The 13,850-nt window shown below is 62.6% G+C and carries 8 protein-coding genes; all 8 read left to right on the top strand.

Annotated elements, in window-relative coordinates; translation table 11 throughout:
- Positions 1-51 precede the first annotated feature (51 nt).
- The 8 genes from H7A77_RS02420 (at position 52) to recD (ending at position 13,836) form a co-directional block, all read left to right on the top strand.
- Positions 52-555, top strand: coding sequence for a prepilin peptidase-dependent protein (locus H7A77_RS02420; protein WP_072627060.1), 504 nt, complete (start codon positions 52-54; stop codon positions 553-555).
- Positions 549-1,127, top strand: coding sequence for a prepilin peptidase-dependent protein (locus H7A77_RS02415; protein ID WP_033652127.1), 579 nt, complete (start codon positions 549-551; stop codon positions 1,125-1,127). The genes H7A77_RS02420 and H7A77_RS02415 overlap by 7 nt, the downstream gene beginning before the upstream one ends.
- Positions 1,124-1,570, top strand: coding sequence for a YgdB family protein (locus H7A77_RS02410; protein ID WP_182073774.1), 447 nt, complete (start codon positions 1,124-1,126; stop codon positions 1,568-1,570). Before H7A77_RS02415 ends, H7A77_RS02410 begins: the two co-directional genes overlap by 4 nt.
- A complete protein-coding gene (locus H7A77_RS02405) occupies positions 1,560-1,916 on the top strand; it encodes a prepilin-type N-terminal cleavage/methylation domain-containing protein (protein ID WP_015378915.1) in 357 nt (118 codons plus the stop codon). Before H7A77_RS02410 ends, H7A77_RS02405 begins: the two co-directional genes overlap by 11 nt.
- A 32-nt stretch (positions 1,917-1,948) precedes the next feature.
- Positions 1,949-5,320: an exodeoxyribonuclease V subunit gamma gene (gene recC / locus H7A77_RS02400; RefSeq protein WP_164107391.1), complete on the top strand. Its 3,372-nt coding sequence runs from the start codon at positions 1,949-1,951 to the stop codon at positions 5,318-5,320.
- Positions 5,321-5,552: 232 nt separating this feature from the next.
- A complete protein-coding gene (gene ptrA / locus H7A77_RS02395) occupies positions 5,553-8,441 on the top strand; it encodes a pitrilysin (protein WP_033652194.1) in 2,889 nt (962 codons plus the stop codon).
- A complete protein-coding gene (gene recB / locus H7A77_RS02390) occupies positions 8,438-11,989 on the top strand; it encodes an exodeoxyribonuclease V subunit beta (RefSeq protein WP_072627065.1) in 3,552 nt (1,183 codons plus the stop codon). Before ptrA ends, recB begins: the two co-directional genes overlap by 4 nt.
- On the top strand, positions 11,986-13,836 hold the full coding sequence (recD, locus tag H7A77_RS02385; protein ID WP_047573888.1) for an exodeoxyribonuclease V subunit alpha: 1,851 nt from the start codon (positions 11,986-11,988) through the stop codon (positions 13,834-13,836). Before recB ends, recD begins: the two co-directional genes overlap by 4 nt.
- Positions 13,837-13,850 lie beyond the last annotated feature (14 nt).

Genomic DNA, 13,850 nt, shown 5'->3' with positions numbered 1-13,850 from the left:
AGGCTTGCGCATGCGGCTTTACCGCCTTGTTACGGCCCTTAAACTGGCCGCATGAAAGAAAATACGCTCTCGAACATCGATGACCGCCAGCGTGGCATGACACTGATTGAGCTGTTGGCGGCGCTCCTGATCGCCGGCATGCTCACCGGCTGGGGCGTCGGTCAATGGCGCCACCATCAGCAAACGTTGCGCCTGGAACATACTGCCCAGCAGCTGCTGGCGTTTTTACTGCGACTGCAGGCGGACGCCAACTGGCGCAACCGCACGACGCTGCTGTGGTTCAAGAACGGCACGCCCTGGTGCCTGGGCGGCGGTGTGCCGCCGCCGGATTGCGCTTCCGCCGAGGGTTCCGTTTTCTCACCGTCTTACCGCGATGTCGTTTTGAGCGGCTACACCGACAAAGAGATCGGGTTTTACGGCTTGCGCAATACCGCGCAGGCGGGGCACATCCTGCTCAGCAACGAGTCAGGCGGCCTGCGGCTGGTGCTGTCCGCCCGAGGGCGGCTGCGTTTGTGCAGCGAAGGGCTCCGGATAAGGGGGATCGCGCCATGCTGACTGTCGAACGCGGTTTTACCTTGCCGGAGGTGATGTTGGCGCTGGTGTTCGGCAGCGTGATCGCGCTCGGCGCCGCGAAAACCTACCCGCTGTTGCGCCAGCAAAACGTGGCCGTCGGCCAGCATTTTCGGCTGGAGTCAACGCTGCGGCAACTGGCGTTCGGTATCGAGAAAGACCTGCGCCGCGCCGGTTTCTGTGCCGGGCAGTGCGCCGGCCGCCCGCTGCTGATCGGCCAGGCGGCGGGAGAAGCGGCGGGCAGCTGCGTTATCGTCGCTTACGACATCACCCGCAGCGGGCAATGGCTCACCTCGGGCGAGGATGCAGGTTATTTCGGTTATCGGCTGCGCAATGGCGGCTTGGAAGGGCAGCGCGGAGTAAGCCAATGCGACGGCGGCGGCTGGGAGCGGCTGCTCGATCGTGACGAAGTGCGCATTGAGCGGTTTCATGTGGCGATAGAGCGCGGGGAGCATGGCGGTGCGCTGGGCCGTTTGACTCTGGCGGGGCGCTCTGTCGGCGATGCGCGTATCAGGCGCAGCCTGAGCGGGAACGTCGAAATGGCGGCGTTGCCATGAACCGGTGGAGCCAGCGAGGCGGCAGTACTTTGGCGGCGGTAATGTTGCTGTTGGCGTTGGGGTTGATGTTGCTCAATGCCCAGCACCGGCAATTGGATAACGCGCTGTTACTGGCCGCCGATCAGCAGCGCTACCTCCAGGCTTACAATCAGGCCGCTTCGGCGCTGAGTTGGGGCATGCTCCAGCATTGGCCGCGCGCCGAGCTGAGTGCGGCGGCCTGGTTATGCAGGCAGCGCGCGGAACTGACGGCCTGCGCCCGGCTGTCTGCCAGAGCGGGCGTCGTGACGGTACGCGGCCTTGGGGAGATGCGCGGCGGTGAGCCGCTTTGGCTGTATCAATGGGGCGCGTTTGACGGTGCGGAATCGGTCGGCAGGGTGCAAGCGCAGCCGGGCGGCCGGCTGGATTTTTGCCCCGAGAAAAGGCCGGCCGACTGTGAGGGTTAACGCTCGCGCAGGGCGGTTATCCCGCAACGGCTTCAGCCTGCCGGAAGTGTTGGTGGCGGCATTGTTGTTCTCGGTGTCGCTGCTGGGCTTGTTACAGTATCATCAGGTGCTGTTGCAGTCGTTCCAGCGCCAGTGGCACTACCGGCAAGCCTGGGTGATGGCGCATCAGCAGTTGGAGGCGTTCGCCGTCACCGGTCGGCTCGATGCCGAACCGCTGCCGGAAGGCTGGCGACGCGAGACGGCGTTCGACGGCGCGGATGCTGATTGCCGCCGATTGACGGTCAGAGTACAAACTCCGCAACGGCAGTGGGCGACGCTGAGCCGCTGGTATTGCACCCGTTTTTGAGCCGGTACGTATCTTGTTTTAAAGGAGCCATCATGTTCACGGTTTATCATTCCAATCAGCTGGATTTATTGAAAACGCTGACCAGCGCGCTGATAGCCAGAGATCCGTTGGCCGATCCTTTTCAACAGGAAGTGGTGCTGGTTCAGAGCCCCGGTATGGCGCAATGGCTGCAAATGCAGCTGGCGGAGCAGTTCGGCATCGCCGCCAATGTCGCGTTTCCGCTGCCGGCGACCTTCATTTGGGACATGTTCACCCGCGTGTTGCCGGATATCCCGAAAGAGAGCGCCTTCAGCAAGGACGCCATGACCTGGAAGCTGATGTGGCTGCTGCCGGAGATGCTGACCCAGCCGGCGTTCGCGCCACTGCAGCACTATCTCACCGATGACGGCGACAAGCGAAAAATCCACCAATTGGCCGGCCGGGTTGCCGACCTGTTCGACCAGTATTTGGTTTATCGTCCGCAGTGGCTGGAGAGCTGGCAGCGCGGTGAACGCATCGACGGTCTGCCCGAGGCTCAGCAGTGGCAGGCGCCGCTCTGGGCGCGGCTGGTGGAGTACACGCGCGAATTGGGGCAGCCGGAATGGCACCGCGCCAATCTGTATAGCCGCTTTATCCACGCGCTGGAGCAGGCAACAACGTGCCCGCCCGGTTTGCCGCCGCGGGTGTTTATCTGCGGCATCTCGGCATTGCCGCCGGTCTATCTGGAGGCGCTGCAGGCGCTGGGGCGGCATATCGATATCCACCTGATGTTCACCAACCCTTGTCGTTATTACTGGGGCGACATTCAGGATTACGCTTTCCTGGCCCGCTTGCAGAGCCGCAAGCGCCGTCACTATCATCAGGCGCGCGAGCAAGGGCTGTTTCGCGAACCGGCTGACGCGGCGCGTCTGTTTGATGCTGAAGGGCAGCAGCAGCTCAGTAACCCGCTGCTGGCCTCCTGGGGCAAGCTCGGGCGCGATCACCTCTATTTGCTGTCGCAGATGGAAGGGGCGCAAGAGGTCGACGCCTTTGTCGATATCCCGGCGGATACCATGCTGCACGCCGTTCAACGCGATATGCTGGAGCTGGAAGATCACGCGGTGATCGGCATCACGGCAGAAACGCTGGAAAGCAGTTTCAGCAAGCGCAGGCTCGATCCGCAAGATCGTTCCCTCAGCCTGCACGCCTGCCACAGCCCACAGCGGGAAGTGGAGGTGCTGCACGATCAACTGCTGACCATGCTCGCGCAGGATCCCGCGTTGACGCCGCGCGACATCATCGTGATGGTGGCGGATATCGACAGCTATACGCCTTATATTCAGGCCGTGTTCGGCAATGCTCCCGCCGAGCGCTACCTGCCGTTCGCCATTTCTGACCGTAAAGCGCGACAGGCGCATCCGGCTTTGCAGGCGTTCATCTCCCTGCTCGATCTGCCGCAAAGCCGCTTTACTTCGGAGCAGGTGCTGGCGCTGCTGGAAGTGCCGGCCCTGGCCGCCCGTTTCGCCATTGGCGAAGAGGGGCTGCGCCTGTTGCGTCACTGGGTCGGTGAATCCGGCGTGCGCTGGGGGCTGGACGACGATAACGTGCGCGAACTGGATCTGCCCGCCACGGGCCAGCACACCTGGCGATTCGGCATTACGCGCATGCTGCTCGGTTACGCGATGGACAGCAACGCCGGCGATTGGCAGGGCATTTTGCCTTACGACGAGTCGAGCGGGTTGGTCGCCGAACTGGCGGGGCAGTTGGCGGATCTGCTGGCCCAATTGAGCCATTGGCGGCAAGTCTTGAGCGAAGCGCGCTCGCTCGAGGCATGGCTACCGCTGTGCCGACAGCTGCTGGATGCCTTCTTCGAAGCGGATAGCGATACCGAAGTGGTGCTGGCATTGATCGAGCAGCAGTGGCAACAGGCCATCAATTTTGGCCTGGCGGCGCGCTATCCGGATGACGTGCCCTTGACGATTCTGCGCGACGATTTGGCGGCGCGCCTCGATCAGGAGCGCATCAGCCAGCGCTTCCTCGCCGGGCAAATCAACTTCTGTACGCTGATGCCGATGCGCTCGATTCCGTTCAAGGTGGTGTGCCTGCTGGGCATGAACGACGGCGTGTATCCGCGCACGTTGCCGCCATTGGGTTTTGATCTGATGGCGCAGCAGGTTAAGCGCGGCGACCGCAGCCGGCGCGATGACGACCGCTATCTGTTCCTGGAGGCGATTCTGTCCGCGCAACAACGGCTGTATATCAGCTTCATTGGCCGTTCCATTCAGGACAACAGCCCGCGCTATCCTTCGGTGCTGGTTACCGAGCTGCTGGAGTATCTGGAGCAAAGCTATTGCCTGCCGGGAGACGAGGCGCGCACCGCAGACGACAGCGCCCGGCGAGTGGGCGAGCATTTGCTGAAGTGGCATGCGCGCATGCCGTTCGCCGCCGAGAATTTCTTGCCGGGCTCGGAAGCGCAAAGCTATGCCGCCGAGTGGCTGCCCGCCGCCGACGGGCGCGGGGCGGCGCACCCGGCGTTCAACCAGCTGCTGCCCGCCGAAACGCTGCAGCAAATAGCGTTGGATGAGCTGCTGCGGTTTTACCGCCATCCTATTCGCGCCTTCTTCCAGCTGCGGTTGGGCGTCAGCTTTATCCTGGAAGAGACCGAGCTGCCGGACGAAGAGCCCTTCACGCTGGATAACCTCAGCCGCTACCAGTTCAACAGCCAACTGCTGAATACCCTGATTGACGGCGACGATCCCGAACGGTTGTTCCAACGGGTGCGCGCCGCCGGGGGGTTGCCCTATGGCGCCTTCGGCGAGATCTATTGGCAAAAGCAGCAGGAAGAGATGAGCGAACTGGCCGAGCAGGTGCGTGCGGAACGCGCAGAGAGCCACAGCCTGGAATTGGATATCGATATCGCCGGCGTGCGCCTCAGCGGCTGGCTGCATCAGGTGCAGGATGACGGCCTGTTGCGCTGGCGGCCCGCCACGTTGTCGGCGGTGGACGGCATATTGCTGTGGCTGGAGCACCTGGTGTACTGCTGCGCCGGCGGCACCGGCGAGAGCCGCATGTACGGTCGCAAGAACTCCGCCTGGCGCTTTGCCGCGCTTGCGCCTGAAGAGGCGCAGGCGCAGCTGGCGGAACTGCTGGCGGGCTATCAGCGCGGTCTGTGTCAGCCGCTGTTGTTGCTGAACAAGAGCGGCTGGGCGTGGCTGAGTCAGTGCTATCAGCCGGAAACGCAGCAAATCGACTGGGAGGAAGAAGCGCAAGCAAAGGCTCGCGCCAAATTGCTGCAGGCTTGGCAGGGCGATCAGCGTATTCCCGGAGAAGGGGAAGATCCCTATGTTCAGCGAGTGTTCCGCCAATTGGACAATGACTACCTGGCGCAAATACTGGCCGAAACAGAGCGTTATCTGCTGCCGGTGGCGTGTCATAACCTGGGGTAACAATCCCCCGGTGGTGCTGTGCGGCGGGAGGTGGTAAAAATAACGAAGGTTATATTCAACCATTGGGGTAATTCCCGGTCTTACATAACGTACAGGCATATACCCGCCGCGTTTTGGGGCGCCACATTGGCGAAGAACCCGGCGAGTACAGATTTGGTTATGTGGTTTTGATGTACGTCGCCAGCGTCAGGGAGTGGGCGTGGCGATGTCAGAATAGGGGTTTATTTTGGATATGCGCAGACAGTTGGCCCGCATCACCGGGCTGGTATTATTGGCTATGTGTTGGGCGCCGTTGAGCTGGGCCGCACAAGGATGGCAACCACTGGCGGAGAAGATCAACAAGAGCGAGCACGATCCGCGTCAGTACGAGGCGATCAAGTTGGCTAACGGCATGACGGTGCTGCTGGTGTCCGATGTCCAGGCGCCGAAATCGCTGGCGGCGCTAGCATTGCCGGTCGGGTCGCTCGAAGATCCGAACAGCCAACTGGGCTTGGCGCACTATCTGGAACATATGGTGCTGATGGGCTCCAAACGTTATCCCGAGCCGGAAAACCTGTCCGAATTCCTGAAAAAGCACGGCGGCAGCCACAACGCCAGCACGGCTTCTTATCGCACCGCCTTCTATCTGGAAGTGGAGAATGACGCGCTGGAGCCGGCGGTCGATCGCATGGCCGACGCCATTGCGGAGCCGCTGCTGGATCCGGGCAATGCCGATCGCGAGCGCAACGCGGTGAATGCAGAATTGACGATGGCGCGTTCGCGCGACGGCATGCGTATGGCGCAGGTCGGTGCGGAAACCCTCAACCCGGCGCACCCGAGCGCGCGCTTCTCCGGCGGTAATCTGGACACGCTGAAAGACAAGCCGGGCAGCAAGTTGCACGATGAGCTGACGGGGTTCTATAAGCGCTACTACTCCGCCAATCTGATGATGGGGGTGCTGTACGGCAATCAACCGCTGCCGCAGCTGGCTGACATTGCTGCAAAAACCTTTGGCCGCGTGCCGAATCATGACGCCAGCGTGCCGCCGATCACCGTACCGGCCGTCACGCCGGAGCAGCAGGGCATCATCATTCACTATGTGCCGGCGCAGCCGCGCAAGCAGCTGAAGGTTGAGTTCCGCATCGATAACAACAGCGCCGCGTTTCGCAGCAAAACCGATACCTACATCGGTTACCTGATCGGCAACCGCAGTAAAAATACCCTGTCCGACTGGTTGCAGAAGCAGGGATTGGCGGACGCCATCAATGCCGGCGCCGATCCGATGGTGGATCGCAACGGCGGCGTCTTCGCCATCAGCGTCTCGCTGACTGACAAAGGCTTGGCCCAGCGCGACCAAGTCGTCGCCGCCATTTTCAACTACCTGAAAATGCTGCGCAGCGAAGGTATCAAGCAGAGTTACTTCGACGAAATATCGCATGTTTTGAACCTGGACTTCCGCTATCCGTCGATCACGCGCGACATGGACTACATCGAATGGCTGGTAGACACTATGCTGCGCGTGCCGGTTGAGCATGCGCTGGACGCGCCTTACCTGGCCGATCGCTATGATCCTAAGGCGATCGCTGAACGTCTGGACGCCATGACGCCGCAAAATGCGCGCATCTGGTTCGTCAGCCCCGATGAGCCGCACAACAAGACGGCCTATTTCGTCAATGCGCCTTACCAGGTCGACAAAATCACGCCACAGCGCTTTACGCAGTGGCAGCAGTTGGGCAGCGGCATTTCCCTGTCATTGCCGGCGCTCAACCCGTATATTCCGGATGATTTCACCCTGACCAAACCGTCGCATGAATTCAAAAAGCCGGAAATGGTGGTGGATAAGCCCGGCCTGCGCGTGCTGTATATGCCGAGCCGTTACTTCGCCGATGAGCCGAAGGCCGACGTCACCGTCGCTTTCCGCAACGCCAAGACCATGGATTCCGCGCGCAACCAGGTGCTGTTCTCGCTGACGGATTATCTGGCCGGCCTGGCGCTGGATCAGCTGAGCTATCAGGCGTCGGTCGGCGGGTTGAGTTTCTCGACGTCGCCGAACAACGGCCTGATGTTTAACGCCAACGGCTTTACCCAGCGCCTGCCGCAGTTGCTGACGGCGCTGATCGAGGGCTATTCTAGCTTCACGCCGACGGAAGATCAGCTGGCGCAGGCCAAGTCCTGGTACCTGGAGCAGTTGGACGCCGCCGAGAAGGGCAAGGCGTTTGAACTGGCCATTCAGCCGGTGCAGATGGTTTCCCGCGTGCCGTATTCCGAACGCAGCGAGCGCCGCGAAGTGCTGAAAACGCTGACGCTGAAAGACGTGCTGGCGTATCGCGACAGCCTGCTGGCCGAGGCCACGCCGGAGCTGCTGGTGGTGGGCAACATGAGCAAGCAACAGGTCGATACGCTGGCGTCGACGCTGAAGCACCGTCTGGGCTGTACCGGTATTGAGTGGTGGCACGGCGAAGACGTGGTGGTGGACAAGAATCAGCTGGCCAACCTGCAACAGGTAGGCAGCAGCACCGACTCGGCGCTGGCGGCGGTCTACGTACCGACCGGTTACGACGAAGTGACCGGCATGGCCTACAGCTCGCTGTTGGGGCAGATTATTCAGCCGTGGTTCTACAGCCAGCTGCGCACTCAGGAACAATTGGGGTATGCGGTCTTTGCCTTCCCGATGTCGGTGGGCCGCCAGTGGGGCGTAGGCTTCCTGTTGCAGAGCAACAGCAAACAGCCGGCCTACCTGTACCAGCGCTATCAGGATTTCTATCCGAAAACCGAGAAACGCCTGCGTGAAATGAGTGAGGCCGATTTTGAGCAGTACAAACAGGCGCTGATCAACGAACTCAAACAGCGGCCGCAAACCCTCAGCGAGGAGGCCAGCCGGTTCGCCAATGATTTCGATCGCGGCAACTTCGCCTTTGATACCCGCCAGAAGCTGATCGCGCAGGTGCAACAGCTGACGCCGACCAAACTGGCGGATTATTTCCACCAGGCAGTGATCCAGCCGCAGGGGCTGGCGGTGTTGTCGCAGGTCAGCGGCAGCGGGCAAGACAAAGCGGATTACGCGGCGCCTAAGGATTGGGTCACCTATCCGAACGCGTCGGCATTGCAGCAGATCCTGCCGCGTAAAGTGGCTACGCCATGACGGAAGTCGCCCCGCAGAGGCTAGAACCGCTGACGCTGCCGCTGTTTGGCGAACGCCTGATCGAGGCGTCGGCGGGCACCGGCAAAACTTTTACCATCGGCGCGCTGTATCTGCGCTTGCTGCTGGGATTGGGGGGGGAAGCGGCGTTTCCCCGCCCGTTGACGGTCGAAGAAATCCTGGTGGTGACCTTTACCGAGGCCGCCACCGAGGAGCTGCGCGGGCGTATCCGTGACAATATCCACGGGCTGCGCATCGCCTGCGTGCGCGGCATCAGCGCTAACCCGCTGTTTTCGGCGCTGATGGAAGAAATTGACGATTTGTCTGACGCCGCTGCGCAGCTGCTGGCGGCGGAGCGGCAGATGGACGAAGCGGCGATTTACACTATCCACGGTTTTTGCCAACGGATGTTGACCCACAACGCCTTCGAGTCCGGCATGCTGTTTGAACAAACGCTGGTGCAGGACGAACTGCCGCTGCGGCGGCAGGCCTGCGCCGATTTCTGGCGCCGTCATTGCTATCCGTTGCCGCTGGGCGTGGCGCGAGCGATCAGCCAGGAGTGGAGCGGCCCGGAAGCGTTGCTGGCCGACCTTTCCGGTTATCTGCACGGTGAAGCGCCGGCGCTGCGGCGGCCGCCGAAGGACGAAGAAACCGTCCTGATGCGCCACGAGCAGATCGTCGCGCGCATCGACGCCATCAAGGCGCAATGGCGGGCGGCGGCGGGCGATCTTGAGGCGTTAATCGCCCAGTCCGGCGTCGATAAGCGCAGCTACAGCAGCAAACACCTGCCGAACTGGTTGAACAAGGTCGGCGAATGGAGCGGGCAGGAGACCCAGGATTACCAACTGCCGAAGGAGCTGGACAAGTTTCGCCAGTCGGTGCTGCTGGATAAGACCAAGAAGGGCGAGCCGCCGCGTCATGCGCTGTTCACGGCGATAGACGAACTGTTCGATGAACCCTTGACGTTGCGCGATCTGATCATGGCGCGCGCGCTCAGCGAGATCCGCACCTCCATTCAGCAGGAAAAGCGCCAGCGCGCCGAGCTGGGGTTTGACGACCTGCTCAGCCGTTTGGACAGCGCCCTGCAAAGCGGCGGCGGCGAACAGTTGGCGCAGGCGATCCGCCAGCGCTATCCGGTGGCGATGATCGATGAATTCCAGGATACCGATCCGCAGCAATACCGTATTTTCCAAAAACTTTACGTCGGCCGGCCTGATTGCGGCCTGCTGCTGATCGGCGATCCCAAGCAGGCGATTTACGCCTTTCGCGGCGCCGACATCTTTACCTACATGCGCGCGCGTTCAGAGGTGAGCGCCCACTATACGCTGGAGACCAACTGGCGCTCGTCGCCGTCGATGGTCGCCAGCGTCAATCACCTGTTTTCTCAGGTAGAAAAACCTTTCCTGTTCGGCCAAATCCCCTTTATTGAGGTTAACGCGGCGGAAAAGAACCAAGGGCTGGCGTTTGAATTGCACGGCAAGCCGCAGCCGGCGATGCAATTCTGGCTGCAGCAGGGGGAAGGCGCGGGTGTAAGTGATTACCAACAGCTAATGGCGCGCCTGTGCGCCACGCAAATTCGCGACTGGCTCAGCGCCGGGCAGCAGGGCCTGGCGCGGCTGCAGAGCGGCAAGGCGTCACGGCCGGTGCAAGCCTCTGATATCACGGTGCTGGTGCGCAGCCGCAACGAGGCGGCGTTGGTGCGCGATGCGCTCAGCGCGCTGTCTATTCCGTCGGTCTACCTGTCCAACCGCGACAGCGTGTTTGACACCCCGGAGGCCAAAGACCTGCTGTGGTTGCTGCAGGCGGTGCTGGCGCCGGAGCAGGAGCGCACGCTGCGCAGCGCCATGGCCACCGGGCTGATGGGGCTGGACGCGCCGACGCTGGACGGCCTGAGCCGCGATGAGCGCGCCTGGGACGCGCTGGTTAATGAATTCGATAATTACCGCACGCTCTGGCTGCGCCGCGGCGTGTTGCCGATGCTGAGCGAGGTGATGAAAGCGCGCCAATTGGCGGAGAACCTGCTGGCCAGCGCCGGCGGCGAGCGTCGCTTGACCGACGTGCTGCATCTGGGGGAGCTGTTGCAAGAAGCGGCGGCGCAGCTCGACAGCGAGCATGCGCTGGTGCGCTGGCTGGCGCAGCAGATCGCTCAGCCTAATCGCCAGTCCGACAATCAGCAACTGCGGCTGGAGAGCGACCGGCATCTGGTGCAGGTGATCACGATCCACAAGTCCAAGGGGCTGGAGTTCGATCTGGTGTGGCTGCCGTTCGTCGGCAACTTCCGCCAGCAGCAGCAGGCGCTGTATCACGATCGCCACAGTTTCCAGGCGCTGCTGGACCTCGACGCCAATGAAGAGAGCCAGGCCTGGGCGGAGGAGGAGCGGTTGGCGGAGGATCTGCGTCTGCTGTATGTGGCGCTGACCCGCTCGGTGTACCACTGCAGTATCGGCATTGCGCCGCTGTTCCAAGGCACGCGCAAGAAACAGGGCGATACCGACCTGCACCGCAGCGCATTGGGCTATCTGGTGCAGGGCGGGCAGCCCGGCGACGCCGTGTATCTGCAGGAGCGGCTGCAGCAATTGGTGGGCGGCGGTATCGCGCTGTCGCTGGTTGAACCGCCGGATGCAGAACCCTGGCAACCCCAGGCGTCGCTGGCCGAAGCGTTGGCGGCGAAAAGCTTTACCCGGCGGATCCAGGATTTTTGGCGGGTGACCAGCTATACCGGTTTGCAACAGCACGGCGCGAGCCTGATGCAGGATCTGCTGCCGCGTCTGGATGTCGACGCGGCCGGTGAGCGCGGGGAAGAAAGTGAGCCAGCGCTTACACCGCATACCTTCCCGCGCGGCGCAACGCCCGGCACCTTCCTGCACAGCCTGTTTGAAACGTTGGACTTCACCCAACCGCTCGATGAACAGTGGCTGCTGGAACAGCTGCAGCAGCAAGGGTTCGCCGAACACTGGCAACCGATACTGCTGGCGTGGATGCAGGTGCTGCTCAATACGCCGCTCGATGACAGCGGCGTGACGCTGGCGGCGCTGACACCGCAGCATAAGCAGGCAGAGCTGCAGTTCTATTTACCGATCAACCGGCTGTTGCAGGCGAAGGAGCTCGATGCTCTGGTGAAGCGTTACGATCCGCTTTCCGCCCGCTGCCCGGCGCTGGATTTCCATCAGGTGCAGGGCATGCTGAAAGGCTTTATCGACCTGGTGTTCTGCTGGCAAGGCAAATACTACCTGCTGGACTACAAGTCCAACTGGCTGGGGGAGGATAGCAGCGCCTATACCCGGCCGGCGATGGAGCAGGCGATGGCGGAGCATCGTTATGATCTGCAATACCAGCTGTATACGCTGGCGTTGCATCGTTATTTGCGCCATCGGTTGCCGGATTATGATTACCGGCGCCATTTCGGCGGGGTGATTTATCTGTTCCTGCGCGGCGTGGATGCGGCGCACCCGGGCAACGGCATTTTCACCTGTCTCCCCGCGTTTGAACTGGTGGCGGGAATGGATAGCTTGTTCAGCGGCGAAGCTGCGGCGACGGAGGAAAAATCATGATCGCACTGCTGGAGCAGGCGGTGGCGCTTGGCGCGCTGCGCCCGCTGGACGTGCAGTTCGCCCGCGTGGTGGCGAGCGAAGACGAGCCTGATATTTTACTGGCCGCCGCCTGTCTGAGCGCAGAGGCGGGGGCGGGGCATGTTTGCCTGATGCTGGAGCAGCTGCAGGCGGACACGCTGTTTGAAGGGCGCCAACCGGCGCTGGCGCTGGCGCTATGGGAGGCGGCCGGGCGACCGGATAGCGCACGTTGGCAGCAGCGCCTGGCGAGCAGCGCGGCGGTTGGGGACGGCAGCGGCGCTACGCCGCTGGTGCTGCGTGGGCAGCGCTTATATCTGCAACGCATGTGGCAAAACGAAGGTGAAGTGGCGGCGTTTATCGGCGGTGAAGGTGAATCGCTGACGGTGCCGGAGGAGGCGTTGCGCGCCATTCTCGACCGCTTGTTCGGCGCGGCGAGCGATGAACCCGACTGGCAGAAGATCGCCGCCGCGGTAGCTGCCACGCGGCGTATCGCGGTGATTTCCGGCGGACCGGGCACCGGTAAAACCACCACCGTCGCTAAACTGCTGGCGGCGCTGGTGCAGCTGGATGAAAGCGCGCGCTTGCGGATTCAGCTGGCGGCGCCAACCGGCAAGGCGGCGGCACGCCTGACGGAGTCGCTTGGCAGCGCCAGCCGTCAGCTGGCGTTGACCCCGGCGCAGCAGGCGTTGTTCCCAACGGAGGCGGCGACGTTGCACCGTTTGTTGGGGGCGCAACCCAACAGTCAGCGCATGCGCTATCACCGCGGTAACCGGCTGCATTTGGATGTGTTAGTGGTGGATGAGGCCTCGATGGTCGATCTGCCGATGATGGCGCGCCTGATTGCGGCGTTGCCCGATCGGGCCCGGGTGATTTTCCTCGGCGACCGCGATCAGCTGGCCTCGGTGGAGGCCGGCGCGGTGCTGGGGGATATTTGCCGTTTTGCCGAGCAGGGATACAGCGAGGCGCGCGCCGCAGAGCTGAGCCGCCTGACCGGTTGTTCGATCGCTGGGCAGCGGGCCGACGCGCAAGCGGCGGTGCGCGACAGCCTGTGCCTGTTGCGCAAGAGCTATCGCTTCGACGCCCGTTCCGGCATCGGTCAACTGGCGTTGGCGGTCAACGCCGGTGCGGGGGATCGCGCGCTGGCGGCATTAAACGGCCGTTTCGGCGATGTTGCGGGCTATGCGCTGGCGACGAGCGAAGAGTATCAGGCGCTGCTGGACGCGTGCGTGGCGGGCTATCGCGACTATCTGCGGCTGACTGCCGAAGGCGCGGATGCGGCGGCGGTGTTGGCCGCCTTTAGCCGCTTCCAGGTGCTGTGCGCGCTGCGTGAAGGGCCGTTCGGCGTTGCCGGCCTGAATGAACGTATTGAACTCGGGCTGCAGCGCGCCGGTCTGATCGACCGCAAACCGGGTGTGCTCGGCCGCTGGTATCGGGGGCGGCCGGTAATGATCGGCCGCAACGACAGCGCGCTGGGGTTATTCAATGGGGATATCGGCATTACTCTGCCGGATGAGCGCGGCGAGCTGCGCGTGCATTTCCAACTGCCGGACGGCAGCATCAAGTCGGTGCAGCCGAGCCGTTTGCCGGCGCATGAAACCGCTTATGCCATGACGGTGCACAAGTCCCAGGGATCGGAGTTTGAGCATACGGTTCTGGTGTTGCCGAACCATTTCCTGCCGGTGCTGACGCGTGAACTGGTCTATACCGCGATCACCCGTGCGCGTCAGCAGCTCTCGCTGTACGCCACGGACGCGGTGCTGCTGCGGGCCATTCGCACGCCGACCCAGCGTCGCAGCGGATTGGCTGAACGGCTGCAGACGACGGAATAAGCGATGAAGGGGCG

The sequence above is a fragment of the Serratia sp. ME47 genome (assembly GCF_903970925.1).
Lineage (GTDB): Bacteria > Pseudomonadota > Gammaproteobacteria > Enterobacterales > Enterobacteriaceae > Serratia > Serratia ureilytica.
The sequence above is the reverse complement of the archived record's forward strand: the minus strand, read 5'-3'. Positions and strand labels throughout refer to the sequence as shown.